Origin of the sequence: Pacificispira sp. (assembly GCF_965228185.1) — a bacterium.
Taxonomy (GTDB): Bacteria; Pseudomonadota; Alphaproteobacteria; order UBA8366; family Aestuariispiraceae; genus Pacificispira.
This window is the reverse complement of record NZ_CBDDHE010000002.1, coordinates 461512-487875: the sequence shown is the minus strand read 5'-3', so window position 1 is coordinate 487875 and position 26364 is coordinate 461512. Positions and strand designations below refer to the sequence as shown.

At 65.3% G+C, this 26364-nt stretch carries 27 protein-coding genes; 24 read left to right on the top strand and 3 right to left on the bottom strand.

Annotated elements, in window-relative coordinates:
* Nucleotides 1-24: 24 nt before the first annotated feature.
* Nucleotides 25-921 carry a LysR family transcriptional regulator gene (locus ACO06O_RS02290; protein ID WP_421875856.1) on the top strand — a complete coding sequence of 299 codons (897 nt, stop codon included), beginning with the start codon at nt 25-27 and terminating at the stop codon, nt 919-921.
* Here ACO06O_RS02290 and ACO06O_RS02285 read toward each other — a convergent pair.
* A complete protein-coding gene (locus tag ACO06O_RS02285) occupies nt 918-1409 on the bottom strand; it encodes an AAA family ATPase (RefSeq protein WP_421875854.1) in 492 nt (163 codons plus the stop codon). The two genes, ACO06O_RS02290 and ACO06O_RS02285, sit on opposite strands and share 4 nt — an antisense overlap.
* Nucleotides 1410-1585: 176 nt before the next feature.
* On the opposite strand from ACO06O_RS02285, the gene ACO06O_RS02280 reads away from it, so the two are divergent.
* On the top strand, nt 1586-2260 hold the full coding sequence (locus ACO06O_RS02280; RefSeq protein WP_421875852.1) for a pyridoxamine 5'-phosphate oxidase family protein: 675 nt from the start codon (nt 1586-1588) through the stop codon (nt 2258-2260).
* A 493-nt stretch (nt 2261-2753) separates the two neighbouring features.
* Here the strand turns inward: ACO06O_RS02280 and ACO06O_RS02275 are convergent, their stop codons facing one another.
* Nucleotides 2754-3461, bottom strand: a complete 708-nt coding sequence (locus ACO06O_RS02275) for a GntR family transcriptional regulator (protein ID WP_421875850.1) — start codon at nt 3459-3461, stop codon at nt 2754-2756.
* 185 nt (nt 3462-3646) lie between these two features.
* Between ACO06O_RS02275 and ACO06O_RS02270 the strand changes: the two genes are divergently transcribed.
* Genes ACO06O_RS02270 through ACO06O_RS02225 form a run of 10 tightly spaced genes read left to right on the top strand, consistent with a single transcriptional unit; the run spans nt 3647 to nt 13017 of the window.
* Complete coding sequence (locus ACO06O_RS02270) at nt 3647-4279, top strand: TRAP transporter small permease (protein ID WP_421875848.1); 633 nt, start codon at nt 3647-3649, stop codon at nt 4277-4279.
* A complete protein-coding gene (locus ACO06O_RS02265) occupies nt 4279-5553 on the top strand; it encodes a TRAP transporter large permease (protein WP_421875846.1) in 1275 nt (424 codons plus the stop codon). The genes ACO06O_RS02270 and ACO06O_RS02265 overlap by 1 nt, the downstream gene beginning before the upstream one ends.
* Entirely contained in the window at nt 5550-6494 is a 945-nt protein-coding gene (locus ACO06O_RS02260; protein WP_421875844.1) for a 3-hydroxyacyl-CoA dehydrogenase NAD-binding domain-containing protein, read from the top strand. The genes ACO06O_RS02265 and ACO06O_RS02260 overlap by 4 nt, the downstream gene beginning before the upstream one ends.
* Before the next feature lie 12 nt (nt 6495-6506).
* Nucleotides 6507-7484: a TRAP transporter substrate-binding protein gene (locus tag ACO06O_RS02255; protein WP_421875842.1), complete on the top strand. Its 978-nt coding sequence runs from the start codon at nt 6507-6509 to the stop codon at nt 7482-7484.
* A gap of 60 nt (nt 7485-7544) precedes the next feature.
* Entirely contained in the window at nt 7545-8399 is an 855-nt protein-coding gene (locus ACO06O_RS02250; RefSeq protein WP_421875840.1) for a VOC family protein, read from the top strand.
* Nucleotides 8396-9253: a VOC family protein gene (locus tag ACO06O_RS02245; RefSeq protein ID WP_421875838.1), complete on the top strand. Its 858-nt coding sequence runs from the start codon at nt 8396-8398 to the stop codon at nt 9251-9253. The genes ACO06O_RS02250 and ACO06O_RS02245 overlap by 4 nt, the downstream gene beginning before the upstream one ends.
* A gap of 5 nt (nt 9254-9258) precedes the next feature.
* A complete protein-coding gene (locus ACO06O_RS02240) occupies nt 9259-9948 on the top strand; it encodes a class II aldolase/adducin family protein (RefSeq protein WP_421875836.1) in 690 nt (229 codons plus the stop codon).
* 36 nt (nt 9949-9984) lie between these two features.
* Nucleotides 9985-11439 (top strand): 2-hydroxymuconic semialdehyde dehydrogenase, encoded by a 1455-nt coding sequence (locus ACO06O_RS02235; protein WP_421875834.1) that lies wholly within the window; start codon nt 9985-9987, stop codon nt 11437-11439.
* Nucleotides 11440-11454: 15 nt separating this feature from the next.
* Nucleotides 11455-12237, top strand: a complete 783-nt coding sequence (gene hpaH, locus ACO06O_RS02230) for a 2-oxo-hept-4-ene-1,7-dioate hydratase (RefSeq protein WP_420417978.1) — start codon at nt 11455-11457, stop codon at nt 12235-12237.
* Nucleotides 12238-12252: 15 nt separating this feature from the next.
* Nucleotides 12253-13017 carry an HpcH/HpaI aldolase family protein gene (locus ACO06O_RS02225; protein ID WP_421875832.1) on the top strand — a complete coding sequence of 255 codons (765 nt, stop codon included), beginning with the start codon at nt 12253-12255 and terminating at the stop codon, nt 13015-13017.
* A 15-nt stretch (nt 13018-13032) separates the two neighbouring features.
* Here the strand turns inward: ACO06O_RS02225 and ACO06O_RS02220 are convergent, their stop codons facing one another.
* Nucleotides 13033-13818 carry a glycine zipper 2TM domain-containing protein gene (locus ACO06O_RS02220; RefSeq protein WP_421875830.1) on the bottom strand — a complete coding sequence of 262 codons (786 nt, stop codon included), beginning with the start codon at nt 13816-13818 and terminating at the stop codon, nt 13033-13035.
* Between the two features lie 155 nt (nt 13819-13973).
* On the opposite strand from ACO06O_RS02220, the gene ACO06O_RS02215 reads away from it, so the two are divergent.
* The 12 genes from ACO06O_RS02215 to ACO06O_RS02160 all read left to right on the top strand — a co-directional run bounded on the left by ACO06O_RS02215 (nt 13974) and on the right by ACO06O_RS02160 (nt 26357).
* A complete protein-coding gene (locus ACO06O_RS02215) occupies nt 13974-14663 on the top strand; it encodes a glutathione S-transferase family protein (RefSeq protein WP_421875828.1) in 690 nt (229 codons plus the stop codon).
* A gap of 103 nt (nt 14664-14766) precedes the next feature.
* Nucleotides 14767-15573, top strand: a complete 807-nt coding sequence (locus ACO06O_RS02210) for a hypothetical protein (RefSeq protein ID WP_421875826.1) — start codon at nt 14767-14769, stop codon at nt 15571-15573.
* Nucleotides 15574-15621: 48 nt separating this feature from the next.
* Nucleotides 15622-16053, top strand: a complete 432-nt coding sequence (locus tag ACO06O_RS02205; RefSeq protein WP_421875824.1) for a hypothetical protein — start codon at nt 15622-15624, stop codon at nt 16051-16053.
* A gap of 166 nt (nt 16054-16219) precedes the next feature.
* Complete coding sequence (locus tag ACO06O_RS02200; protein ID WP_421875822.1) at nt 16220-17674, top strand: methyltransferase domain-containing protein; 1455 nt, start codon at nt 16220-16222, stop codon at nt 17672-17674.
* Between the two features lie 217 nt (nt 17675-17891).
* Nucleotides 17892-18098 (top strand): hypothetical protein, encoded by a 207-nt coding sequence (locus ACO06O_RS02195; RefSeq protein ID WP_421875820.1) that lies wholly within the window; start codon nt 17892-17894, stop codon nt 18096-18098.
* Between the two features lie 370 nt (nt 18099-18468).
* Nucleotides 18469-19152 (top strand): TetR family transcriptional regulator, encoded by a 684-nt coding sequence (locus ACO06O_RS02190; RefSeq protein WP_421875818.1) that lies wholly within the window; start codon nt 18469-18471, stop codon nt 19150-19152.
* The gene (locus ACO06O_RS02185) at nt 19149-20309 is read left to right on the top strand and encodes an acyl-CoA dehydrogenase family protein (RefSeq protein WP_421875816.1); all 1161 of its coding nucleotides are present in this window, start codon (nt 19149-19151) and stop codon (nt 20307-20309) included. Before ACO06O_RS02190 ends, ACO06O_RS02185 begins: the two co-directional genes overlap by 4 nt.
* Before the next feature lie 58 nt (nt 20310-20367).
* The gene (locus ACO06O_RS02180) at nt 20368-21171 is read left to right on the top strand and encodes an ABC transporter ATP-binding protein (RefSeq protein ID WP_421875814.1); all 804 of its coding nucleotides are present in this window, start codon (nt 20368-20370) and stop codon (nt 21169-21171) included.
* A complete protein-coding gene (locus ACO06O_RS02175) occupies nt 21168-23123 on the top strand; it encodes an AMP-dependent synthetase/ligase (protein ID WP_421875812.1) in 1956 nt (651 codons plus the stop codon). The genes ACO06O_RS02180 and ACO06O_RS02175 overlap by 4 nt, the downstream gene beginning before the upstream one ends.
* Complete coding sequence (locus ACO06O_RS02170; protein ID WP_421875810.1) at nt 23120-24019, top strand: branched-chain amino acid ABC transporter permease; 900 nt, start codon at nt 23120-23122, stop codon at nt 24017-24019. Before ACO06O_RS02175 ends, ACO06O_RS02170 begins: the two co-directional genes overlap by 4 nt.
* Before the next feature lie 3 nt (nt 24020-24022).
* On the top strand, nt 24023-25075 hold the full coding sequence (locus ACO06O_RS02165) for a branched-chain amino acid ABC transporter permease (RefSeq protein ID WP_421875807.1): 1053 nt from the start codon (nt 24023-24025) through the stop codon (nt 25073-25075).
* Between the two features lie 88 nt (nt 25076-25163).
* On the top strand, nt 25164-26357 hold the full coding sequence (locus ACO06O_RS02160) for an ABC transporter substrate-binding protein (RefSeq protein WP_421875804.1): 1194 nt from the start codon (nt 25164-25166) through the stop codon (nt 26355-26357).
* The last annotated feature ends 7 nt before the right edge of the window (nt 26358-26364 follow it).

Sequence of the window (26364 nt, the reverse complement as noted above, 5' to 3'; positions counted from 1 at the left end):
ACTGCGAAACGGATTCATATATTTATGCCCGCCCTGTCGCTTCAGCATCTGCAGATGTTCGTGGTTCTGGCCGATCAGACCACCCTGGCGCTGGCGGCGGAGCGGCTGCGCATCACGCAATCGGCGCTGACCCATCGCATCCGCGAGGCGGAACGGCGGCTGGGCGTCAGCCTGTTCGAGAAATCGGGACGCCGCCTGCGCCCGACGGCCGCGGCGCAGATCCTGACCGACACGGCGCGGCGGGTCCTGTCCGATCTGGACGAGGCGGAACGGATCGCCGCCGCGTCGTCCGAGGGCATCCGCCATGTCGTGCGGCTGACCGTCGGGAACTATAACGCCTATCACTGGCTGCCGGATTTCCTGGCCTGGTTCCGCGACCGCCAGCCGGGCATCGCGATCGAAATCGAACCCAACGCCGCCGACGCCGCCCTGGACCGGCTGTCCGAAGGGGCGCTGGACATCGTCATCCTGCCTGGCGCGCGGCCAGTCGGGCTGGCCGACGCGGTCGATCTGTTCGACGATCAATTGGTGGTCGCCGTCTGGCCGGGCCATCCTTTCGAAGGCCGGACCCATATCGGTGCGAGGGATTTCCGCGACCAGGTCTATCTGACCTATTCCCTGTCCAGCGAACCGGGTTTCGAGGCCGACCGTCTGTGGGCTGCTGAAGGAGCGTCCCCGCTGCGCAAGCGCAATCTGGGTTCGGTCGACGCGATCTGCGAATTGATCAAGGCCCAGGCGGGGATCTCGGTCCTCAGCCGCTGGGGCATCTCGCGGGAAATCGCCGTCGGCAGCCTGATCGCGCTGCCCGCGACGCAAGGCGGGATCGCTGTGCCCTGGCGGGCGCTGGTATCGCGCAAATCCCCCGCCGGATCCCCCGCCCGCCTGACCGCCGCCGCGCTGGGCGTGTGGTTCGCCACCTAGTCCTTGTAGACCGTGACGTCGAAGTCTTCTTCCGGCGCGGGTGGGGTGAAGTGGCGGGTGACCTGGTCGAAGATCGCGTCCGATACCTGGAACTCATGCCCGCCCTCGGCATTGCGGCGGCGCAGGCGGTCGCGGCAGACATCGTCTGGAATATCCAGATAGTGCAGGCGATGCCCGACCCCCGTATCCCGGATCAGTTCGCGCATCCATGCCCGTTGCTTCGGCGTGTTGGCCGGAAAATCCAGCACGACGGAAAGCCCGGCGCTCAGGAGATCGCGCAGATGCGGCGCCATGGCCGCGCGCAGCCGCCCGGACGCCCGGACGTAATCCTCCAGCCCCTTCAACTCGTCGGGGTAGAGGAGGGACAGCCAGGAATCCTCCGCCACGATCACGGTGTCCGGTGCCGCTCCCAATCGCGCCGCCAGGGTGGATTTCCCCGCCGCGATCTTGCCGCAGAGCAGATGCAATGTCGTCTGGCGCTCGGTCATCCTGCCTCGTCCCGGTCCCTTGTCGCGTGCCGTCGAGATAGGGGGCGGGGCGCCGGGTTGTAAAGGACCGATCCGCCTGGCCGGATTCCGATAGCGAATGGCAAAGTCGAGAATGCGAAGCATTGTCGGCTGTGCTATGCAGGCGCCCTCCGCGCAGCAATCGAGGATTTCAGACCATGCCGAACGACATCGCCCCAGCTTCGGAAGCCGACACCGGAACCGATTACGAAATCCGGACCGAGGAGGCCCTGCGCGACCTGATCGGCCATCCGTCCGGCCTCGCCGCGAAGAAATCGCTGCCGAAGCTGGACAAGTATTGCCGCGACTTCATCGCCCTGTCGCCGTTCCTGTGCATCGGGACGATGAGCGGCGACGGTCGCGCCGACGTCTCGCCGCGCGGCGACCCCGCCGGTTTCGTGCAGGTGCTGGACGACAACACCATCGCCATTCCCGACCGGCCGGGGAATCATCGGCTGGACACGATGTCGAACATCCTGGCCAATCCGTCGGTCGGCCTGATCTTCATGATCCCCGGTTTCGAAGACACGCTGCGCATCAACGGACGTGCGACATTGACCCGCGACCCGGCGATCCTGGACCGGGCGGTGATCAAGAACAAGCGCCCGGAAATCGCTATCCGCATTCAGGTAGAGGAAGCCTTCCTGCACTGCGCCAAGGCCCTGAAACGCTCCCGCCTGTGGGAGGCCGACGCCCAGGTCGACCGCTCCGTCATGCCCAGCCTCGCCCGGATCATCCTGAACCAGACCAGCGAGGGTGAGGCAATCGACGAGGCCACGGTGAAGACCGCCGACGAACGCCTGGAAGAAAGCTACCGCAAACATTTGTATTGAGCGGGCACCACCGTGTTCCTGCGAAAGCAGGAACCTTCCGCGTCCCGGCACCGAGCGATGTCCGAGGAGGCCCTCTGAGTGCCCCCTCACCGTCATCCCCGCGCAGGCGGGGATCCAGGGGGACAGGCACGGTCGTGCCACATGGCGCTGGATTCCCGCCTGCGCGGGAATGACGGATTAATGCGGGGTTTTTGCGGTTTCCGCTCCCTCTCGAGGGAGGGCTCCCGTCATGTCGGAGGCCCACGCTCGCGCGGGATTGACGGATAACCAGCGTGTTCCTGCAAAAGCAGGAACCTTCCGAGTTCTGGCGCCGAGCGATGTTTGACGAGGCTCCTGCTTTCGCAGGAGCACGGATGAGGTTTCAGCCCTTACCCTCGTCATCCCCGCGCAGGCGGGGATCCAGAGGGATCGGCACGGTCGTGCCGCGGGGCTCTGGATTTCCGGATGGAAATGGGCGCTTGTCCCAACCTTTTTCCTCGGAAGGGCGAAATCGCTACTCGCCCGTCTTTTCGCGGGCGGCGAGGGCGGCGGTGACGGCGTCGGTGGTGCCCTGGATATGGGTTTCCATCACGGCCGTCGCCCGTTCGACGTCGCGGTCGATGGCGGCCTGGAACAGGTCCCGGTGTTCCTGGCTGATGTCGCGGGTGCGCACGGTCTTGACCCGTGACAGGCGGCGGTAGCGTTCGTGCTGGTCGAAGACCTGGCGGCGCAGGCGGAACAGCCAGGGGGAGTCGCAGGCGGCGACCAGGGCGACATGGAACGCCTTGTTCCGGCGCTCCCATTCCGACAGGTCGTCGATGCCTTGATTGATCTGGCGCTCGATGCTTTCCAGCCGGTGGAAGGCGGTGATGACATTGGTCTCCCACATCTCGTCGCCGCGCGTGATCGAATCCCGCAGCGCCTCGATTTCCAGCATTTTGCGGACATGGCCGACATCGCGGGCATCGGCGGCCGACATGGCCACGACCTCGCAGCCGCGCTGCCCTTCCAGGCGCACCAGATGGTCGCTGGACAGGCGCGCCAGGGCCTCGCGGATCGGTGCGGCGCCCAGACCATAGCGCTGGCGCAGCATCTCAATCTTCAGCTTCAGGCCCGGCGCCAGATCGCCGGAAATGATGTCGTTCCGCAACAGCCGATAGGCGCGTTCGGAATTTGTCCGCTCCGGCGACTCGGCGCCGATTTCAACCACATTGCTTGCCATCAGACCTTGTTGCTCCGCGTCCCCCAGAGGCCTTTTGCCACCTTTCATAGCAGCATGGCGGCAGGATATCGAGATTTTCCAAAAATATCGATATTTTTATTGACGGTGATGTAATTTCGATTTTTCATGCCGCCAACGAAAGAGGGCGGATGGGATATCCATCGCCCCGGATCAGGAGGGAATGCGTGTCGAACGGGCAATCCGGACCGGACTTTCCGGCGGGGGCCCCGGCCGTGGCGATGGCGCGGGAGCCCGTCGCGGTGACAGGGCCGTTGCAGAATCTCAGCGACCGGATCGTGGTCGTGGAAAAGGCGCTGGCCGGCATGGCGGTGGCGGCGGTCTTCGCGCTGCTGATCACCAATGTCGTGACACGCGCGCTGGGCGCACCCTTCATCTGGATCGACGAACTGGCCGTCTATGTGATGATCGCCGGGGCCTTTATCGGCGCGTCCATCGCCGTTCGGGCGCGCGAGCATATCGCGGTGACCCTGCTGGGCGACGTGCTGGGCGAGCGGCCGCGTGCGCTGCTGGGCGTCGCGGTCGATCTGGCGGTGATCCTGTTCTTCGCCATCCTGGCCGTGCTGCAATGGCACTGGTGGGACCCGGCGGGCGTGTTGCGCGCCGAGAGCCTGACGGCCTATAGCGCGGCGACCTTCAACTTCCTGTATGACGAGCCGACAACCACCATCGGCATCCGCAAGGCCTGGTTCTGGTCGGTGCTGCCCGTCTTCTGCCTGACCGCGTTGGTCCATGCGCTGGCGAATATGACCGCCGGGGTCGCGCGCCTGCGGGCCCCGACCTTGCGGGGGGCGGCCTGATGGCGGTCGCGGGATGGTTCCTGGCCTTCCTGGCCGCCGGTCTGCCCATCGCCCTGGTTCTGGCGGCGACGGCCCTGGTCTTCATCGTGGTCAGCGGCAATACAGTCCTGCTGCAATCCTATGCCCAGCAGCTTTACGGCGGGCTGGAGAATTACGGCCTGCTGGCCCTGCCGCTGTTCATCCTGCTGGGCGAGTTCATGAATTCCGGCGGGATTGGCCGCCGACTGATGGCGCTGTCGCTGGCGCTGCTGGGGTCGGTCAAGGGCGGGCTGGCCTATGTGAATCTGGTCGCCAACATGATGATGGCGTCGATCCTGGGCTCCGCCGTCGCGCAGATCACCATCATGTCGAAGATCGCGGTGCCGGAGATGGAGAAGGCGGGCTATCCGCGCGACCTTTCCGTGGCGATCACGGCGGCGGGTGGGCTGCTGGCGCCCATCGTGCCGCCGTCCATGTTGTTCATCATCTTCGGCGTCATCGCCCAGATGCCGATCGGCGATCTGTTCATTTCCGGCATCGTGCCCGGCGCGATCCTGTTCGCCAGTTTCCTGGCTGCCATCGCGCTGCTGGGCCGCATCCACGGCTTCCCAGCGACCGGCAAGGTCACCGTGGCGCAGCGGGCGCGCGCCTTCCTGGATGCGCTGCCCGCCTTGGCCATCCCGGCGACGATCATCGGCACCATCCTGGGCGGCATCGCCACCCCGACCGAGGCCGCGGCCATCGCGGCGCTGGCGGCGATCCTGATCGGCCTGTTCGTCTATCGCGAGATGACGTGGCGGGACATCTTCCCGGCCTGCGTCAACGCCGCGCGCAGTTCCGCCGTCGTCCTGTTCCTGATCGCCGCGGCGCAGGTCTTCAGCTGGGTCATCACCTTCGAGAATTTGCCCGCCCTGGTCGCCGCCTGGCTGCAGCAGGTCACGACCTCGCCGATCCTCTTCCTGTTGATGCTGAACGTGATCCTGCTGCTGCTGGGGACGGTCACCGATCCGATCCCGGCGATCATTCTGACCGTGCCGGTACTGCTGCCGGTCGCGACCGGGGTCTACGGCATCGACCCGTTCCAGTTCGGCGTCATCGTCTGCCTGAACCTGACCCTGGGCCTGCTGACCCCGCCGGTCGGGACAGGGCTGTTCACCGCCGCCCTGATGGGGCGGGTGCGGGCGGAGCGGATCGCCCGGCTGCTGCTGCCCTTCTTCTTCGCGTCGGCCGGGGTGCTGGTCCTGCTGGCCCTGTTCCCGTCGCTGACCACCGGCTTGAAGGAGGCGCTGTCGTGACCCTGTCCGGAAAGACCATCCTGATCCTGGGCGGCGGCACGATCGGTGCCGGTTGGGCGGCGTGCTTCGCGGCGGCGGGCGCGCGGACCCTGGTCTGCGATCCCGACCCGGCGGCGGCCGGCCGGCTGACCGCGATCCGGGACAAGGCGCACCCGGTCCTGCAAGCGCTGGGCCTGCCGTCTGCGCAGGACACCGCGCCTGAAATCATCCCCGGTCTCGCCGACCTGAGCGCGCCTGTCGATTTCGTCGTCGAGGCGCTGCCGGAACGCATGGCCTTGAAGACCCCCGCCCTGGCCGCGCTGGAAGACGTCATTCCGGCGGATACGGTCATCGCCTCCAGTTCCTCCGGCCTGTCGGTCAGCGACATGCAGACCGGCATGCGCCATCCCGACCGTCTGGTTATCGGCCACCCCTGCAATCCCCCCTACCTCATGCCGGTGGTCGAACTTGTCGGCGGCGCGGCGACGGCGCCCTGGGCGCTGGACCGCGCCGCCGCGATTTTTCAGGCACTGGGCAAGCGGGTGCTGCGGCTGAACCGGGAATTGCCCGGCCATCTGGTCAACCGGCTCCAGGCGGCGCTGTGGCGCGAGGCGGTGCATCTGGCGGCGGAAGGCGTGGCGTCGGTCGGCGACATCGAGGCCGCGATCACCAAGGGGCTGGGGCCGCGCTGGGCCGTGGTCGGCCCGACGGAGATCTTTCACCTGGCCGGCGGGCCGGGCGGGATCGCCAAGTTTTTCGACGATCTTGGGGACGAGGTGGAGCGCTGGTGGGAGTCGCTGGGCGATCCCCGCCTGGATTCCGCGACCCGCGCGATCCTGACCGAGGGCATGGCGGCATCGAAGCCGCCGGAAGAACTGGCCGCCCATCGCGACGCGATGGTCCCGCGTGTCATCGCGGCGGCCGACCCCGATGCGTATCCGTTGAAGTCAAAACCACAATAGGGAGGAAATGTTATGTCCATATTGAAGTCCTGGGCGCACGGCGCCCTGCTTTCCACCATCGCTTTCGCGGGCGTCCAGACCGCGGCGGCCGAGGAACTGCGCGTCGGCATGATCACCCCGCCGTCGCATAAATGGACGATCACGGCCAATGAAGTCGCGGCCGAGGTGAAGGAAAAGACCGACGGGCGGATCGACATGCTGATCTTCCCCAGCGGTCAGTTGGGTAATGAGGCGCTGATGCTGCAACAGCTTCAGACCGGGGCGCTGGATGTCGCCTTCCTGACCCTGGGCGAATTCGCCAACCGCGATCCGAATTACGGTATCTTCCTGGCCCCCTATATCGTCCAGGACGTGGCGGGCGCGCGGGCGCTGCTGAAGGGCAAGACGGCGACGGAACTGCTGGACGGCGTATCCAAGTTCGGCGTGGTCGGCCTGGGCTACGGCATGGCGGGCATGCGTCAGATCGTGATGCGCGGCGCGGTCGACAGCGTCGCCGATCTGGCGGGCAAGAAGGTCCGCACCATCCCGTTCAAGCCGGAACTCGACTTCTGGACCACGGTCGGCGCGACCCCGACGCCGATGCCGTTGCCGGCCCTGTATGACGCCTTCGCCAACGGTCAGGTCGACGGCATGCAGATCGATTTCGAAGGCACCTGGAACACCAAGTATTACGAGCATGCGGGCGCCATTGTGGAATCCAACCACATGATGTTCCCGATGATCGCCGTCGCCTCCGCCCGCCGCTGGGCCAGCCTGTCGGAAGAGGATCGCCAGACCCTCGACAGCGTGGTGAAGGCGCATCTGGACGAGCTGGTGCATTCCTATGCCCAGATCGATGCCGATTATCTGGACAAGCTCAAGACGACCGATGTCCCGGTCGTTAAGATCGACCGTGCCTTCTTCGGCGATGCGGTCGACGATTGGTATGCGGACTGGCGCGAAAAGGCGCCGATGTTGAAGCAGCTCGAAGCGGAAGCGGCGGGCCTGTAATCCGACGGGCGCGGCGGCCCGACGGATCGGGCCGCCGCCGCCGACGGAAAGGATAAGAGTGTGACGGTACATTATCGCGATCTTCGTTATATCCGCCTGGCGGTGGATGACCTAGCGGGGGCGGAAGGCTTCGCCGGGGATGTCCTGGGCCTGCAGGCCTCGGGAGGTCAGGACGGCATGGCCTGGTTCCGATCGGATTCCCGCGCCTATTCGTTGTGCCTGTCCGATAGGGCGGACAGCGCGGTCGCGTTAAGCGTCGCGGACCGGACCATGCTGGATACGGTCGGCGCGCGGTTGCAGGCGGCGGGTGTCGTGGTGACGGAACTGTCGGACGACGATTGCGCCGCGCGCTGGATCAAGGCCGGGCTGACCTGCACCGCGCCGAACGGTGTTCCCGTCGAGATCGTGATGCGGCCGCTGGAATCCGGCTGGCGTTATCATGGGCCGCGCGATGCCGGGATCACCGGTCTGCAGGCTGTCTCGCTGGCCTGCACCGATATCGCGGCGAATGAAGATTTCTGGACCGGGGCCGTCGGCCTGACCGTGTCCGACTGGGCCGGCGACGCCTGTTATCTGCGGCTCGGTGACCGGCACCACGACATCGTGCTCTACCCGTCGGAGCGTGACGGCATCTTCGCCGTCGATTTCGCGGTCGAGGGCATCAACAACGTGATGCAGAACTTCTATCACCTGCAGGCGCGGCAATATCCCATCATCCAGGGACCGGGGCGGCGTCCGGCCTCCAATGCGGTCTTCGTCGTGACGCGCGGGCCGGGCGGCGTGCTGTTCGGCTATGGCGCGGAGATGGCGGAAGGCGACGCGGTGACCGGCCGCGCGCCGCGCCAGTTCCCGGCCGCGCCGGGCAGTTTCTGCGCCTGGGGATCGCCGACGGAGCAGAAGGAGTTTCTGGGATGATCGACCTGAAGGACGTCGTCTATTGCCGCCTGGGCACCGCCGATCTGGAAGAGGCCGAACGCTTCGCCGTCGATATCCTGGGCCTGGAAGTCGCCGACCGGTTCAAGGGCGAGATCCAGTTCAAATCCGATGACCGGGAATACACCCTGTCCTATTTCGCGGGCGACCCGGCGGATCAGGCGACGGCGTTCCATCTGGCGAGCGCCGCCGAGCTGGAGGCCGCCGCCGCGACCCTGGAGAAATTGGGCCACACGGTCGAACACGGCAGCGCCGACGCCTGCGCGATCCGCAAGGTGCGCGCCTTCATCGCCTTCAACGACCCGACCGGCAATCGTATCGAACTGGTCGTCCGTCCGGCCCATTCCGGCCGCCGCTATCACGGATCGCGCGATGCCGGGATCACCGGGTTCAGCCATGTCGGCCTGTGCAGCACCGACCCGGCGCGGGACGAAATCTTCTGGACCACGGTCTGCAACGCCCGCGTTTCGGACCGGATCGGCGATGCGCCGCTGATGCGCCTGAACACGATCCACCACACGATCGCGCTGTTCCCCTTCCACCAGGCGGGCATTCAGCACATTAACCATCAGGTCGCGTCGACCGACGATATCCAACGCTCCTGGAACATGCTGCGCGAGCGCGGGGTGACGATCACCTTCGGGCCGGGGCGGCATCCGACCTCGTCGGCGCAGTTCCTGTATTTCAGCGGTCCGAACGGCCTGACCTTCGAATATTCCACCGGCGTGCGGGAAATCCATGACGAGCCGGGCTGGCGCGACCGCCAGTTCCCGTTCGAGCCCGTCGGCTTCTGCCACTGGGGCGCAAAACCCAACATCGCCGCATTCAAGGATTGAGAGAGATGACGGACAGACAAGACGAGGCCGCCCTGGCGCGGCAGGTGCGCATCGCCGCGCGGGCACTGGGTCGCCACGGGCTGGTCCATGCCTATGGCCATTGCTCGGCCCGGCTGGATGCGGAGACCTTCCTGGTCTGTCCGCCCAAGCCGATGGGCCTGACCGAACCGGGCGAGGCCTGTACCCGCGTGCCGGTCAACGGGCCGCTGCCCGACGGCGTGCTGGGTGAGGTGCGCCTGCACCAGCATATCTATCGCCGCCGTCCGGAAGCGGGCGGGGTGGTGCGCTTCATGTCGCCGAACATGATGACCCTGGCCGCCCTGGGCCGGGTGCCCGCCGCGCGCAACGGCTTCGGCTGCTATTTCAGCCCCGGCGCCGGATTGTGGGACGACCCGCAGCTGATCCGCGATGACGAAAAGGCCGTCGGCGCTATCGATGCGATGGGCGACTCCGCCGCCGTTCTGATGCGCGGCAATGGCGCGGTCACGGCGGGCGACAGCCTGATCGAGGCGGTGGTCCTGGCCTGGTATCTGGAAGACGCCTGCCGCATCGAACTGGACGCCCTGCGCACCGGCCTGGCCGAAACCGCGCCGACCATCGGGCCGGAGGCCGCAAAGGCGCGCGCGACAAAGGCCGGTCAGATCTTCGAACGCATGTGGGCCCATCTGACCGCCGGCGATCCCGAACTGGCCTGACGCTCCCAAAGTTATCTGTACGAGAGGACAGCAAACGTGAACACGTTCCGCAATTTCATCGATGGCGACTTCGTCGACGGCTCCGGCGAGGCATTCGAGGACCGGTTTCCGACGACAGGTGAGGTGATCGCCAAGGTCGGCCATGCCGGCCAGGACGATGTCGACCGCGCCGTGACCGCCGCCAAACGTGCCCTGAACGGCCCCTGGGGCAAGCTGTCCCTGGCGGAACGCATCGGCCTGCTGCGCAAGCTGGCGGACGGGATCAACGCCCGCTTCGACGAATTCCTGGCGGCCGAGATCAAGGACACGGGCAAGCCGACCGGCATTGCCAGCCATATCGACATTCCGCGCGGCGCGGCGAACTTCAACGTCTTCGCCGACCAGATCGCGACCATCCCGACCGAGACCTTCGAGATGGCGACGCCGGACGGGGCGGGGGCCCTGAACTATGCCCTGCGCATGCCGCGCGGCGTGATCGGCGTTGTTTGTCCCTGGAACCTGCCGCTGTTGCTGATGACCTGGAAGGTCGCCCCGGCGCTGGCCTGCGGCAACACCGTCGTGGTCAAACCGTCGGAGGAAACGCCCGCCACCGCGACCCTGCTGGGCGAGGTGATGAACGCCGTCGGCATTCCGAAGGGCGTCTACAACGTCGTGCATGGTTTCGGCGGCGGCGATACCGGCGAATTCCTGACCGGCCATCCCGATATCGATGCCGTCACCTTCACCGGCGAAACCGCGACGGGGGAGGCGATCATGGCCGCCGCGTCGAAAGGCGTGCGTCCGGTCTCGCTGGAACTGGGCGGCAAGAATCCGGGCATCGTCTTCGACGACGCCGATATGGCGGCGACCCTGGAAGGCCTCGGCCGCGCCTGCTTCGCCAATACCGGCCAGGTCTGCCTGGGCACTGAACGGGTCTATGTTCAGCGCGGCATCTTCGACGAGCTGGCCGCCAAACTGGCGGAGAAGGCGCGGGCCTACCGTTTCGGCGATCCTTTCGACAAGGCGACGACCATGGGCCCGCTGATCAGCGCCGATCACCGCCGGAAAGTCCTGTCCTATTACGACAAGGCGCGCGAGGGCGGTGCCGAGATCCTGGCGGGCGGCGGTGTGCCGGATGTCGACGGCTATCCGGGTGGGTACTGGGTTCAGCCGACGGTCTGGACCGGCCTGGCCCAGGATCATCCGGTCGTGACCGACGAGATCTTCGGCCCTTGCACCCATCTGACACCCTTCGATGACGAGGAAGAGGCCATCGCGCTCGCCAATGCCAGCCCCTACGGTCTGGCGGCGACGATCTGGACCACCAACCTGGGCCGCGCGCACCGGGTGGCGGCGAAGGTCGATGCCGGGATCACCTGGGTCAACTGCTGGTTCCTGCGCGATCTGCGCACGCCTTTTGGCGGGTCCAAACGCTCCGGCATCGGGCGCGAGGGCGGGGTCCATTCGCTCGAATTCTACACCGAACTGCGCAACGTCTGCATCAAGCTCTAAATCGGGAAATAAACCATGCTAAGCGAAGAACAGCGCCAACAGGCCATCGAAAACCTGCGTCAGGCGCACCGCACGAAGAAGCCCTGCACCCAGCTCTCGACCACCTTCCCGCAGATCGAGATCGCGGATTCCTATGCCATCTCCTCCGCCATAGCCAATGAGCGCATTGCCGAGGGCCGCCGCATCATCGGGCACAAGATCGGCCTGACGTCGAAGGCGATGCAGGCCTCGTCCCAGATCGACGAGCCGGATTACGGCTATATCTTCGACGACATGCTGCTGAATGACGGCGTGAAGGTGAACCATGCCGATTTCTGCGTCCCGCGCGTCGAACCGGAACTGACCTTCATCCTGAAAGAGCCGCTGAAGGGCCCGAATGTCGGCCTGGTCGACGTGATGCGGGCGACGGAATATGTCGTGCCGTCCATCGAGATCATCGATGCCCGCGTCCAGAACCCGCGCAAGATCACCGACACGGTCGCCGACAATGCGGCGGCGGCGGGGCTGGTCCTGGGCGGCCGGCCGGTGCGCCCGGACGATGTCGACCTGCGCTGGGTCGGTGCCGTCTTCTATCGCAATTCGGAGATTGAGGAGACCGGACTGGCCGCCGGCGTGCTGGGCCATCCGGCCATGGCCATCGCCTGGCTGGCGAACAAGTTGGCCCCCTTCGACGTGACACTTGAGCCGGGACATATGATGCTGTCCGGGTCCTTCACGCGCCCGGTCTGGGCCGATAAGGGCGACACGCTGCATGCCGATTTTGGCCCGCTGGGCGGCGTCGCGGTGCAATTCGTCTAAGGGGAAGAAGCCTTCATGGAATTGAAGAAAAACACGTTCAAGGCCGCCCTGAAGGAAGGCCGGCCGCAGCTCGGCATCTGGAGCAGCTTCTGCAGCCCCGTCGTGTCGGAGATGCTGGCCAATGCCGGTTTCGACTGGACCCTGATCGACGCCGAACATTCGCCGCTGGAGATCGCCGATCTGCTGCCCCTGCTGCAGGCGTCGGCCGCCGGTCCGACCATGCCCGCCGTTCGTCCGCCCTGGAACGACAAGGTGCTGATCAAGCGCGTCCTGGATATCGGTGCCCAGACGATCCTGTTGCCCTTCGTGGAAAACCCGGAGGAAGCCGCCGCCGCCGTCCGCGCCTGCCGCTATCCGCCCGACGGTATCCGCGGCGTTGCGGGCGCGACCCGGGCCAGCGGCTATGGCAAGATCAAGGATTACCTGCACCGCGCCCAGGACGAGATCTGCATCCTGGTCCAGGTGGAAACCGGCGCGGCCCTGGCGCAGCTTTCCGAGATCGCGTCGACGGACGGCGTGGACGGCGTCTTCATCGGCCCGTCCGACCTGTCCGCTTCCCTGGGCCATCTGGGCAATCCCGGCCATCCGGATGTGCAGGCGGCCATCAAACAGGCCGCCCAGACAATCCGCGCGGCGGGCAAGGCGCCCGGCATCCTGGCTGTCAGCGCCGACGATGCGCAGCGCTATCTCGACTGGGGCTACCTCTTCGTCGCCTGCGGCATCGACACCCGCATCCTCTCCGCCGGTCTCGACGACCTGGCGAAGAAGATGGGGCGGTAGTGAACGCTTGAGGGATCAGTTGACGATGCGCCAGGACCCGTCGGCCTGACGGCAGGCGGTGCCGTAGGTGTCGACCACCTCGCGGCCAACCGTCGAGGTTGCCTGATATTCCCGGCAATAGGCGCCGTCCTTGGTCTGGTAGGTCTCCGCCGGCGTCATGGCGTATTGGCGGTCGCCGTTGTCCCAGGTGACGGTGCGGCCGTCCGGCGCGAATTCCATCACCTGATCGACGCACAGCGCGTCCGCCCGGTCCATGCTGCGGCCGATCTCGCCGCCGATCAGGATGCCGACGATGGAACCGCCGATGATCGCCGCGATCCGGCCCTTGCCGTCGCCGATTTCCGACCCGACCGCCGCGCCGGCCGCACCGCCCAGAATACTGCCGATCACATCACGGTTGCAGCGACCGAGATCGAGGTTCAGCGGATAGCGGCCGTAATCGTCATACCGGTCGTGATCGTGACCGCCCTTGTCTTTGCCCTTGTGCTTGCGGCGATAGCCGTGGGCCGGGGCCCAGGGCGGCGGACCGCCCGCGACCTGGACGAAGTCCGGCGCGTCCTCGGCGGTGCTTTGTTCGAAATACTCGTTCGACCAGGCCAGCGGCGCGGTGCCCGCGACCAGCGGCAGCACGACTCCCGCCGGGGTCGACGGGGACCGCGTCCAGAACGGCCGATCTTCGGGCGATTGATTGGCCTGGGCCTGATAGGTCGGGGCGGCCTGCGGCGTCTCTGCGGCCCACGCGGATCCCGCGCCGACCGCCAGCGCGCCGAGGACGGGCAGGATGGTCCACAATCCACGCATGGTGACAGCTCCTCCGGTTTTGCACCTCCAGCCAAGAGACGCCTGGCGCGGCGGCGCGGTTCCATCGGTGCCGCAAAAATTTCCTACTTGTATCATACCGACCAGTTGGTATGTTTTGGGTGGATGGTATTTTCCCGAACAATACGGATTGCCCCATGACCCCCCAGCCACCCGAAACGCACCCTGCCGACGCGGTTCCCGTCATCACCGCTTTCGAGGCCTCGCTGGACGAGGGCCGGGGCATGGCGCGCGACACCAAGGTCCGTTGGGCGCTGGAGGAGGTGGGACAGGCCTATGACGTGCGCCTGGTCTCCTTTGCGGCGATGAAACAGCCGGCGCATCTGGCGCTGCAGCCTTTCGGCCAGATTCCGACCTATGAGGAGCCGGGCGGGCCGGTCCTGTTCGAATCCGGCGCCATCGTCCTGCATCTGGCGCAGCGCCATGCCGGGCTGCTGCCGGAAGATCCCGATGCCTGCGCCCGCGCAGTCGCCTGGATCTTCGCCGCCTTGAACACCGTCGAACCGCCCATCGTCGAATGGGAAGCCGCCCATCTGGTGGAACGCGACCGGCCCTGGTTTGCCGACCGCCTGCCGATCCTGGAAGATCGCATCCATGCCCGATTGCGCGTGCTGGCCGCGCGGCTGGACGGGGCCGACTGGCTCGACGGCCCATTCAGCGCCGGCGATCTGATGATGGTCGAAACCCTCTACCGCCTCGACGGCGCCCCGCTGCTGGATACCTATCCGGCGCTCAAGGCTTATATCGCCCGCGCCCATGCCCGCCCCGCCTACCGCCGCGCCTTCGCCGCCCAACGCGCCGTGTTCGAGGCGTCAAAGCGCGGGTGAGGAGGAGGGGGCGGCGGAACCGGTTGTAGCGGCGACGGCAATTTTCTACGTTTGCCGCCGGGGTGTGACGAGATCCGGGGGCGTCGTGAGAAATATTCTGGCCGTGCTCGCCATCGCCGTTCTGGCGGCGTGCCAATCCAAAACCGATACACCGGTATCCGTCCTTCCCGATATGGACCAGGTTACCATCACCGAATGCCCGGCGACGCCGCTCTCGGGCAGGATGAGTGTCCTCAACGGCGATCTGCCGGTCATGCCGGTCAGCATCTTCGACAGGATCGATATGAAGTCGCCCGGCGATACTGGATGGGGCAATGGCGAGATCACCCTGCGCGGCCAAATCAGTCAGCAGCGCGAGACCGCGGGGCGTCGATTGCGGCGCCTGGAACTGACCGACATGGTGACAGGCAGTGGACACGGGGATCTCACCATGCCCGCAACCTATGAACTGCGCTTCAAGGACCAGAACCGAGTGATCGGACGCGTCGTTCTGCCGGTCGACGGCGACCATGCCGGAATGGAGATGATTGTCGGCCCGGTATTAAATGACTGGATGCTTCCGGCCAAGATGGATAACGGGTCGGGGCAGTCCTATTCCCAAGCCTCGGCAAAGATGCGTGTCGGCAACTCGAAGCTCGACACCCAGGTTCACAGCCGTGTCGAGGGGACGTCCGTCTACCGCGGGCGTCTTGTTCTGGTGGTGCGACATGCCTATCACATCGAGGGGAAAGGGGTGCAGAAGGGGTTTTTCGGCACCGGCTTCGGGTATTCCTGCATCGACCAGGTCACCAGTGTTCCGCTCTACAGTTTCGATCAGCGGCACTACACACTTGTGATCGAGGGCAAGGCCAGTGAAATCAAACAGCGCTTCGAGATGGCGGTCGAAGTTCCGCTCAAGACGGCCAGCTGACGGCCTCCCGGCTCGGTACACGCCCTCCGGTGAACGGGATCGAACGACATGACAGCGAAAACGGACACGGACGACGACTGGGACTACCCGCCGGGCGTCGGTCCGCATGAAGGATGCGAGCTCGACCTCATGCTGGGCGGTGAGAAGCCGCTCGCCATGTTTTCCGGGGCGGCGGACACGGAGTACGAATTCCCCGACGCCCAGTTCGGGCCCCATGTCCGGTCGGGCCGGATCGTCCAGCGGGAATATCGCTATCCGCTCGTCATCCGCGGCGCGATCCGTCCGATGCGCGAACTCTACTACGCGCTGCCCGGCGAGGAATGGCGCGTCTTCGCCATGCGGACCCTTTACGCCCGCACCAAGGGTAAAGGGCGGACCGACGCCGACACGCATGAAATCGGCCGATTGCTCGGCTACTCCAAGGCCGAGGTCCAGGCCTATCTGGACCATTGCGACACGGTGGAAAAGAAGTTCCGTTGACGCGGGGCGGCGTAACTGACGGGGGCAAGGACCGCTTTACCCCTGTTTGGTCCTTCAATATAGATGAACAGGCCCGGCCGCATCGCGATCCAATGGCGTTGCCGGTATTTGGGCGCATAGGAATGGGGCTGGATTATTGGGTATCGGACCCGGATTTTTTCAACGGTTGCTGGATCTGCGCCAATTGGGCAATCTCGGAGAAATCCGGGCGGTCGCGGAGATCGGAAATCAGCAGCTCAGCCATAGTCTTGAGAACAATCCGACTTTGAACGCGTTTCTGACGGTCTTTGGAACGGATGGGATCGACCCGTTTGCCGAAGGCTCGAGGGAAGGCGCCCAAATACATGGCAGCCTGCACCACCAAGAACAGGATCAGCCCAATTCACGGATCGTTTGGCATGCGATCGGCGCGGAATACACCGGCTTCGACATGGACGACGATCCGGACACGGTGGCGCTGGATCTCAATTTCGATTCCGTGCCCGAGGGCCATCGGGGACGATACGATCTGGTGTCGAATTTGGGAACGACCGAACATGTCTTGAATCAGTTCAATGCCTTCAAGGCGGCGCACGACCTGTGTCGGCCGGGCGGGATCATGATTCACGAATTGCCGGGGGGCGGATACGCCAATCACGGGTTTTTCAATTATAATCCGAAGTTTTTTTGGCAACTGGCCAAGTCGAACAAGTATCGGCTCCTCGATCTGTCGGCCGGGGCCGGCGCCTCGTACCGGCTGTTCGAAAGTCTGGCGGGCTCGCAACTGCGGTCGCCTTTGCCCTGGACCCTTAGGGATATCAATGGCCATGATGTCGGGCTGTCGGTCATTCTTGCCAAACCACATGACGAGCCGTTTCGCGCGCCGTTGGATGTCGGTGATTTCGGCGAGGAACCCGGTTCCAGCGACAAGATGCGCGAATCCTATCCGTCTTATTTCGGCTCCCCCGAATTCTGGTTGGAGAAACCGGTTTACGGCCCGCCATTTCGGTCCATCTTCGATCACTTGCCGGATTATGCGTTGATCCATGCCATTGCCCGACGATTGGGCAGCGCTTGCGAAGCGGAGATCCTGTCCTTGCGCGTCGCGTCGCAACCAGGGGAGACACAGCCCGACCTGATCGGGCGCTATCTGGATCAGATCAACGCGGCCCTGAATGCGGCCTATCGGCGGCAGGAACCGGCCCCGGTAACGAACGCGGAAATCGACCTTTCCACGGACGATTTCGTTGGGCTGGAATGGGGTAAGGCCTTCACGAATGCGCAAGGCATGCGCTGGCGCCAACTGGGTCCGCGCGGCCATGCCGCCGTCTTGCAGTCCCTGGCTGGCGGAGTCGATTACGATGTAACCTTTCAGGTCGTCGATATGCGGTGTGCGCCCCCGGCGCGGCTCGTCATCCAGTGCGGCGATCAGGCGCTGGAAACCACCCTGTCCTCGTCAGATGGCAGGGTTGTGTTACAGGCAGTGCTCCCGGCGGCCTGCGTCGAACGAGACAGCGGTTTCGTTCGGATCGGTTTGACGGTTCTCGTTCCGTCGGACGGATCCCCGTCGATGGACGGGGTCACCGAAATTGGCGCCCATACGGCATCGGTGTCCGCATTAGAGATCCGACCCCTACCTTAACATTGGCTGTCCGAGCCTGGATTTGCGTGACTATCCAAGATATGAGAAACTTTCCCGGTCGGAAGATCCTTACGGGTCCCCGCCGCCAGGCCTCCGATCCGGCGGTTGCCCGTTCGCCCTGCAGGCTATCCGTGCGACACGCATAGGCGCCTAGGGCCCGACACCGGTATTCCGTCAGTCGAAGATTGAAATCTACGCGAACCGGAAGGAGACCGAGATGAACCAGGACCTCAAACGAGACCAGATCGACCGCGCCCGGCGCCATCACCGCCGCACCCTCGAATCCGCCATCGCGGCCCAGCCGAAAGGCGCGGCCCCGAAGACGACGGAGCTGAACCGGGATCTGCACCGCGACCAGCTGCGCCGCGCGCGCCGGCAGCACCGGCAGGAAATCGTCGCGGCGATGGCATCGCAGCCGCGCTGAGGACGGCACGCCCGTTCACGCCTTGACTTGCTAAGACAGAGCGCGGTCCCAACCGACGCAATGGCCCGGCCTTGCACCCTTCGTCGCCGGATAGGTTTCGGCGGCGCAGCCGAGCTATGTCGGTGCGTTGATCGCCCCATCCCCGCCATGTGCCGGACGGTAGCCCCCTCGAGTAGGGGGGCCGTCCTGCGCGACTTCGCGCGGCTGCCAGCCGCCGCCGGATTGTGAAGCCCCTTTCATGACCGGCTGGCCGACGCTCACCAAAGTCAACCGTCTCTCGCGCCCGTGAATCCTGATTCACGAAACTGATTGACGGCAAACAACTCCGAAATTATAACAAACGTTAGATAAAACATTTTAAGAGTTCGTTATGTGGGGAAACGCCGTTCCTGACCGCGCAGAGCAGCAGGAACTCAAACGCAAGGCCATCATCCGCGCCGCGGCCAAGGTCTTCTCCAGGCGGGGAAGCCAGGGGGCGAAGCTGGATGACGTGGCGCGTCAGCTGGGCGTGTCGGCGGCGGCGCTCTACCGCTATGTCTCCAACAAGAACGATCTGATCCTGGCCTGCCATGAGGAGGCGATGGAAATCGCCGACCGTGCGCTGACCGAAGGCACGGCGTCCGGGCGGAACGGGCTGGAGAAGGTGCAGCTCAGCCTGCGCAACTATCTGGTCGTGATGATGGCGGAACTGGGTGTGCCCGCGCTGATCCTCGAAGAAAACGTGCTGGAGGGCCCGGAAGCGGAGCGCATCTATGCCCTGCGCGACGATTACGAACGCCGTCTGCGCGGCCTGATCGAAGAGGGGCGCCGCGACGGGTCGATCCTGGATCTGGAGCCGAAGGTCGCGGTCTTCACCCTGCTGGGTGCCGTCCATTGGACCGCCAAATGGTATCGCGAAACCGGCGTCTGGAATGCCTGGGACGTGTCCGACGCCATCATCGAAATCGCCACGCGCGGCATTGCTGCCGAACCCGAAAGGCACCTTTCCGCGACCCTGAATGCGGCGCGGCGGAAGGATGCCCGCCCGACCCATCCGAAGGAGCATTCCGCATGAATTTCGACCTGACGCCCGAACAGAAGGAACTGAAGCAGGCGATCCACGATTTCGCCCAGGCCGAGATCGCGCCGCGTGCCGAAGCGCTGGACCGCGACGGGGAATTTCCCGTCGATCTGTTCCAGCGGCTGGGCGAGATGGGCGTGCAGGCGATCCCCTTCCCGAAGGAACTTGGCGGTCTGGGTCTCGGTGTCTTCGAAGCCGTCCTGGCCCTTGAGGAAATCGCCCGCGCCGACCAGTCGCTCGCCGTCTCGGCCATGGTGTCGATGGCCACGGGCCTGACGGTTGCGCGCTACGGTACCGACGAACAGAAGGCCAAATGGCTGCCGGATATCGTGTCCGGCCAGAAGATCTGTTCCATCGCCGGGACGGAGCCCGATGCCGGATCGGATACCGGCGGGTTCAAGACCCGCGCCACCGAAATGGGCAACGGCAGTTGGTCCCTGACCGGCGAGAAGGCCTTCATCACCAATGCCGGCACCCCGATCTCGTCCTTCACCCTGATCCTGGCGGTCAGCTCTCCGAAGGAAGAGGAGAAGAAGAAATTCACGCTGTTCCTGACGCCCAACGATGCCGACGGTTACAGCCGGGGCAAGCTCTACAACAAGATGGGCTGGAAAAGCTCCGACACGCGGCCGCTCTATCTCGACGATTGCGTTCTGGGTCCGGACGCCGTGTTGGGAGCGCCGCATTCGGGACGTTATCTGCTGCACAAAGGGTATCAGGCGGCGCGCCTGTTCCTGGCGGCCAGTTCACTGGGCCTCGCCCAGGCCAGCCTGGATCACGCGATTTCCTATGCCAAGGAACGCCAGGCCTTCGGCGGACCGATCGGGCGGCTGCAGCTTGTCCAGGAAATGGTCGCAAAGATGGCGCTGAAGACGGACAGCGCGCGGCTGGTGACCTATCGCGCCGCCTGGCAGGTGGATGAGGGCATCGAGGATCTGGGGGCGCTGTCCATGGCGAAACTGCATGCGACCGAAGTCGGGTCGGAGGTTGCCAATCTGGCGATCCAGGTCTCCGGCGGCTGGGGCTTCATGGATGACTGCCCGCCGTCCCGCTATCTGCGCGACAACCGGATTTGCACCATCGGGGACGGGTCGAGCCAGATCCAGACATTGCTGATCGCCCGCGCCTGCGGGCTTGACGTTCAGTTCTGATTTCCGCGCCGAAAGGGTGCCGGAAGAGCATCCCGCGCGACAGGCAGGGAGGAAGACGATGGTCCGGGAGTCCGGTGCCATACTGGAAGCACGCGACTTGTGCCTGCGGTTTGCCGCGGTGGAGGCACTGCGCAGCGTTTCGCTGACGGTCGAGGCCGGTTCGGTGCATGCCCTGATCGGCCCGAACGGGGCTGGCAAGTCGAGCTTGCTGAATTGCCTGTCCGGCTTCTATCGCCCGTATTCTGGATCGGTCCTGTTCAAGGGCGCGGACATTTCCGGTCTCTCCCCGCCTGAGAGGGCACGGGGCGGGATCGGCCGCACCTTCCAGGGCATCCAGACCTATCCGTCGATGACGGTGCGCGAAAACATCCTGACCGGCTTTCATCCGCGCATGAAGGGCGGGGTCTTCCATGCCCTGTTCCGGACCCCGGCCTCGATCCGTCAGGAAGAGGAATTCGCGACGAAGGCGGAGGAGATCATCGATTTCCTGGAACTGGAGGAGGTCCGGCACAGCCCGGTCGGGGGCCTGTCCTACGGTTTGCGCAAACAGGTGGATCTGGGCCGCGCCCTCGCCCTGTCGCCGTCGATCCTGATCATGGACGAACCCATGGCCGGGATGAGCCCGGAGGAGAAGGGCGACCTGGCCCGATACGTTCTGGATATCCGCGACCGTTTCGGCATCCCGGTCGTGCTGGTCGAGCATGACATGGATGTCGTGATGGACATTTCCGACCGGGTGACGGTGCTTGAATTCGGCGCCGTCATTGCCGACGGCACGCCGGCGGAGGTCGCGGCCGACCCCCGTGTGATCGCCGCCTATCTGGGGGGCGACGAAGAGACCCTGGCGGAGGGCGCGGCATGATCGCCACCCGTCTTCAGGCGCAGGCAGTGGCCCTGTCGCGCGGTTCGCAGGGCCGGACCCTGCCGCAGATCCTGCGCGACAACGCCGCCTCCATGGGCGGGGAGACGGCGATTCGCTCCAAACGGGCGGGATTGTGGCGCAATCTTTCCTGGGCAGACCTGCACGGCACCGTCCGGCGTACGGCCTCGGCGCTGTCCGGGCTCGGGGTCGGGCGCGGCGATGTTCTGGCCCTGATCAGTGAAAACCGCGAAGAGGCCTGGATCACCCAGATGGCCGCCATCGCACTGGGTGCGGTCGCGGTGAACATCTATCCCGACGCGACGATCGACGAGATCGCCTATGTCCTGGATCATTCCGGCGCGCGCTTCGCCCTGGGCGAGGATCAGGAACAGGTCGACAAGATCCTCGGCTGCCCGCAGGGCGCGCCGGGGGTTGAAAGGGTCTTCTATGTCGAATCGAACGGCCTCTGGAACTATACCGATGGCCGTCTGATCGATCTGGCGGAAGCGCAGGCCGCGGCGGCGACGGATGCGGAGACGCTGAAACGCATCGATGAGAGTATCGACGGGGCGGGTCAGGACGACGTCGCGGTCTATTGCTACACGTCCGGCACCACGGGTCGGCCGAAGGCGGCGATGCTGGATCACGCCTTCATCCTGGATAATGGCTATCGCCTGATGGGTTCGCTGGGTATCCGCCCGGGCGGCAATTACCTGTCCTACATCTCGCCGGCCTGGGCGGCGGAACAGTTCTTCGGCGTGGCGCTGCCGCTGCTGGCGCCGCTGGTGCTGCATTTCTCGGAAAAGCCGGAAACGGTGAAGGGCGACCTGCGCGAAATCGGGCCGGAATTCCTGATGTTCACCCCGCGTCAGTGGGAATTGCAGGCAAGCGACGTCGAGGCCCGCATGATGGATGCCCCGGCCTGGCGCCAGAAGCTGTTTACCTGGGGGCTGAAACAGGGCCAGGCCCGGGCCGCCGGCGATGGCGGAGCGTTCGACCGGCATGTCCTGTGGCCGCTGGCCGATCAGCTGGTGCTGAAAGGCGTCCGCGATCTGCTGGGCCTGACCCGCGCCAAGGCGGTTCTGTCCGGCGGGTCCGGCCTATCGGCGGAGTTGTTCGGCCGATATCGGGCCTTCGGCGTGCCGCTGGGCAATCTCTACGGCAGTTCCGAACTGGGGCTGATCGCGACCCATCGGCCGGGTGACACCAACCCGGAAACGATGGGGCAGCTGATGCCGTCCGATCCGTCCATCGCCCCGCCGATGGAAGCCTGGGTCGATCCCGACGGTCAGCTGCGCCTGAAAGTCAGGGCCTTCTCCGGTTATCTCGACAATGCCGAGGCGACCGCAGAGATGGGAACGGGAGATGACGGCTATCGCACCGGCGATGCCGTGCGGCTGGACGAAAACGGTCAGCTGATCTTCCTCGACCGGGTCAAGGATCTGCGCAAGCTGTCGACCGGTCAGCCCTATCCGCCGCAATTCCTGGAGAACCATATGCGTTCCGCCGCGATGATCCGGGACGCCATCGTGATCGGCGACGAAAGCCGCGACCGGGTGGTGGCGCTGATCAATATCGACATGGAAATCGCCGGCCGCTTTGCGGAACGGTCGGGCCTCGCCTTCGGGACATTCTCGGAACTCAGCCAGCTTCCACCCGTGCGCGCCGAAATCGCGCGGGCGGTCGCACGGGTCAACGCCATCGTCGACGCCGGGGCGCGTATCGCCGCCTTCGCCAATCTGCCGAAGGAACTGGACGCCGACGAAGAGGAACTGACCCGGTCCCGCAAACTTCGGCGCGAGGCGATCGAGACCAAATACGCCGCGCTGATCGACGGGCTCTATGGCGATGAGGAAATCGCGCCGATCGATATCGACGTGACCTATCAGGACGGCCGGAAGAGCCGCCTGCGCGCCAATGTCGCGATGAACCGGATGGAGGCCGCGCAATGATCGAATTCTTCCAGATCCTGATCGAAGGTGCTCTGGTCGGGTTGGTATACGGCCTGGTCGCCATCTCCTTCGTCGTGATTTATCGCGCGTCGAAAATCATCAACCTGGCCCAGGGGGAGGTGCTGGTCTTCGGCGCCTTCATGCTTTGGACCTTTACCGAGGGCGCGGCGGGGGTCGGCTGGGACATCCCGCTGCCGGTCGCCTTGTTGCTGACGGTCGGCGCCTGCACGGTCTTCGGCCTCACGGTCGAACGCACGATTTTCCGGCCTCTGATCGGACAGTCTGCCTTCACGATCTTCATGGCGGGTGTCGCGTTGCTGATCCTGCTGCGCGGTCTGGCGCAGCTGATCTGGGGCGCGGAATCGCGCTCCGCGCCGGTCATCCTGCCCGAGGGCGCGATTGAGATCGGACCGTTTCTGGTCAATTCCCGCCTGCTGATCGGGGCGATCTTCACCCTGGTTCTGACCCAGGCCCTGCATGTCTTCTTCACCCGGTCGCGCCTCGGCCTGCGTCTTGCGGCGGTGGCGGAGGACCATACGACGGCCCTGTCGCTGGGCGTGTCGGTGCGGCAGGCCATCGGTGTGGCCTGGGTGCTGGGTACCGTCGTCGCGGCGGCGGCCGCGGTGGTGCTGCTGTCCGGCTCCATCCTGTCGCTGGAAGTCGCGGTCATCGGGTTCAAGGCGCTGCCCGTCGCCCTGTTGGGCGGTATGGAAAGCATCCGCGGGGCGCCGCTGGCCGGTCTTCTGATCGGCATTCTGGAAGTCCTGGCCTCGGCCTATCTGGACCCGCTGACCAATGGTGCCGCGTCGGGCGTGCTGCCCTATGCGGTGATGATCGCGGTCCTGCTCATCCGTCCCTACGGCCTGTTTGGCTGGCGCAAGATCGAAAGGCTCTGAACGATGCGGCCCACCGGAATCTGGTTCCAGACCTATGCGGGCGAAGCGAGTGTCCTGCAGACGCGGCGCTCCCGGCTGTGGCTCGGTCTGCTCGGCCTCGGCCTGCTGGCCCTGCCGCTGACGGCAGGCCCCTGGCTGCTGGGGGAGATGACCCATCTTTTCATCACCTTGATCGCGGTCTATGGCCTGTTCGTGACCGTCGGGATGGCGGGGCAGATCAACATTGCCCAGTCCGCCTTTGTCGGGGTCGGCGCCTTCGCGGCGGCGAAATTCGCCGGGCTGGGCCTGCCCTTCTGGCTGGTGGTGCCGGCGGCGGCCGTGGTGACAGGGCTGGTCTCGGTAGTCTTCGCCCTGCCGGCGGCGCGGGTGCGCGGCTTCTATCTGGCGCTGACGACCCTGGCGGCGCAGATCATCTTCCCGATCGTCATCCTGGCACTGCCGATGTCCTGGCTGGGCGGTCTGGTCGGCATGCCGGTCCCGGCGCCGGACCTGTTCGGTCTCAATCTGGCGACACCCACCGGGTTCTACTATCTGGCCTTCGTCTTCGCGGCGCTGGCGGTCTGGACCGGGTTCAACCTGCCGCGCTCGCGTTTCGGCCGGGCCCTGCGCGCGGTCCACGACAACGACACGGCGGCCGGGGTGCTGGGCATTCCCGTGACCCGGATCAAGATCGAAGCCTTCTTCGCGGGCGCGCTCTATGCCGGGGTCGCCGGCGCGATCCTCGCCTATTTCCTGCAATTCGTGACGGTGTCCAGTTTCACCCTTTTCACATCCGTCTGGTATCTCGGCATGCTGATCGTCGGCGGCATCCACACGCCGCTGGGGCCGATCCTGGGCGTGGTCTTCGTCACGCTGGTGCAGGAAAGCCTGCACACGGCAGCCAACACTTTCATGCAATCCGGCGCCTTCATGGGCGGCGGCGCGGTCTTCGCGCTCAGCTCCGTCGTGCTCGCCCTTTGCATCCTGATCGCGCTGATCTTCGAGCCGCGCGGTCTCGCGCATCTCTGGCATACGGCGGTCACCGGGTTCCGGCTCTGGCCGTTCCCGCGCAACTGACCGCGCAACGGACCGCTATGGGACAAAAACAGGATCAGACCCCGGCAAACGGGGCGGGTTATCCGAACAACAGAGGAGGAAATACGTGATGAGACTCAAGTCGATGATACTGGCGGGCGCCACGGCGTTCTGCCTTGCCGGGCCGGCCTCGGCAGAAACCTATGTGATGACGGCCAGTGCCGATTATTCCGGACCCTTCGCGGACGTCATGCCGGACGCGATGGCCGGCCTGAAAGCCATGGTCGCCTATTGGAACGAGGAGGTCGGCGCCGGTCTGGATGTCGAGGTCAATCTGAACATCCACGACATGCGCTATGACAGTGCCGTCGTCGCCAAGACCTGGCCGGCGATCCTGTCGTCGGAAAACCCGGTCATGCATCTGGGCTTCGGGTCGCCGGACCTGGTCACGCTGATGGGGCGGCTGCCGAACGACAAGGTGCCGATGCTGTTGGGTACTGCGATGGTCGGCCTGGTCTGGAAGCCGGACGGCTGGCATTTCTCCATCCGGCCGACCTACAGCCATGAATTCGCGGGGCTGTTCTCCGACCTGCAGGCCAAGAAGGGCGACGTCCTGAAAATCGCGGCGGTCTCGACCCAGACCCAGGCGGGTTTCGTTGATCAGGTGAACGGCGTCAAACAACTGGCGGCGCAATATCCGGACCGGTTCGAGGTCACCAGCGTGCAATGGGCCGATACCTCGCCCGTGTCGCTGACGCCGCAAGTGCGCTCGGCGCTGGCGGATGGGCCGGATCTCATTCTGGTCGGCGGCACCACGGCCCAGGTCATCGCCACCGCCAAGGCGATGCAGGAATTGGGGCAGAGCGTTCCCATCGTCGCCTCGACCCATAACGGCCTCTACGAATCGTCGAAGGGCATTGCGTTGGATCAGCTCGACGGCTCCTACAGCGCCTTCAGTTTCGCGGCGCCGGGCAAGGCCGATCTGCCGATCCGGGATGTCTTCGAAAAGTACAAGACCGACGGCAAATGGGGCCTGATCACGGCCCAGGCCAGCGCCCAGGCGATCCTCGCCCTGCGCGTGCTGGAGAACGCCGTCGCGGCGGTGGGTAAGGAGAATATCACCGGTCAGGCGATGTATGACGCGCTGATGGCCAACGAGTACAGCGAAGAACAGCTGCTCGGCGCCCTGCCGTCGCTGGATTTCGACACAACCGCGCCGTTCCCGGTCGGGGAGATCAAGGCCACGGCCGAGGTGGTGAAGGACGGCAAGATCGTGCCGGCCGACACCGGCTGGATCGACGTCCCGCAACTCGAAAAGTGGTGAGTTAGAT

Coding starts and splice junctions, on each gene's coding strand:
- ACO06O_RS02180 (WP_421875814.1), top strand. CDS start 20,368: ATGGTCCGGGAGTCCGGTGCCATACTGGAAGCACGCGACTTGTGCCTG.
- ACO06O_RS02280 (WP_421875852.1), top strand. CDS start 1,586: ATGCCGAACGACATCGCCCCAGCTTCGGAAGCCGACACCGGAACCGAT.
- ACO06O_RS02160 (WP_421875804.1), top strand. CDS start 25,164: ATGAGACTCAAGTCGATGATACTGGCGGGCGCCACGGCGTTCTGCCTT.
- hpaH (WP_420417978.1), top strand. CDS start 11,455: ATGCTAAGCGAAGAACAGCGCCAACAGGCCATCGAAAACCTGCGTCAG.
- ACO06O_RS02255 (WP_421875842.1), top strand. CDS start 6,507: ATGTCCATATTGAAGTCCTGGGCGCACGGCGCCCTGCTTTCCACCATC.
- ACO06O_RS02275 (WP_421875850.1), bottom strand. CDS start 3,461: ATGGCAAGCAATGTGGTTGAAATCGGCGCCGAGTCGCCGGAGCGGACA.
- ACO06O_RS02285 (WP_421875854.1), bottom strand. CDS start 1,409: ATGACCGAGCGCCAGACGACATTGCATCTGCTCTGCGGCAAGATCGCG.
- ACO06O_RS02185 (WP_421875816.1), top strand. CDS start 19,149: ATGAATTTCGACCTGACGCCCGAACAGAAGGAACTGAAGCAGGCGATC.
- ACO06O_RS02190 (WP_421875818.1), top strand. CDS start 18,469: ATGTGGGGAAACGCCGTTCCTGACCGCGCAGAGCAGCAGGAACTCAAA.
- ACO06O_RS02195 (WP_421875820.1), top strand. CDS start 17,892: ATGAACCAGGACCTCAAACGAGACCAGATCGACCGCGCCCGGCGCCAT.
- ACO06O_RS02175 (WP_421875812.1), top strand. CDS start 21,168: ATGATCGCCACCCGTCTTCAGGCGCAGGCAGTGGCCCTGTCGCGCGGT.
- ACO06O_RS02290 (WP_421875856.1), top strand. CDS start 25: ATGCCCGCCCTGTCGCTTCAGCATCTGCAGATGTTCGTGGTTCTGGCC.
- ACO06O_RS02265 (WP_421875846.1), top strand. CDS start 4,279: ATGGCGGTCGCGGGATGGTTCCTGGCCTTCCTGGCCGCCGGTCTGCCC.
- ACO06O_RS02220 (WP_421875830.1), bottom strand. CDS start 13,818: ATGCGTGGATTGTGGACCATCCTGCCCGTCCTCGGCGCGCTGGCGGTC.
- ACO06O_RS02170 (WP_421875810.1), top strand. CDS start 23,120: ATGATCGAATTCTTCCAGATCCTGATCGAAGGTGCTCTGGTCGGGTTG.
- ACO06O_RS02165 (WP_421875807.1), top strand. CDS start 24,023: ATGCGGCCCACCGGAATCTGGTTCCAGACCTATGCGGGCGAAGCGAGT.
- ACO06O_RS02215 (WP_421875828.1), top strand. CDS start 13,974: ATGACCCCCCAGCCACCCGAAACGCACCCTGCCGACGCGGTTCCCGTC.
- ACO06O_RS02240 (WP_421875836.1), top strand. CDS start 9,259: ATGACGGACAGACAAGACGAGGCCGCCCTGGCGCGGCAGGTGCGCATC.
- ACO06O_RS02245 (WP_421875838.1), top strand. CDS start 8,396: ATGATCGACCTGAAGGACGTCGTCTATTGCCGCCTGGGCACCGCCGAT.
- ACO06O_RS02205 (WP_421875824.1), top strand. CDS start 15,622: ATGACAGCGAAAACGGACACGGACGACGACTGGGACTACCCGCCGGGC.
- ACO06O_RS02225 (WP_421875832.1), top strand. CDS start 12,253: ATGGAATTGAAGAAAAACACGTTCAAGGCCGCCCTGAAGGAAGGCCGG.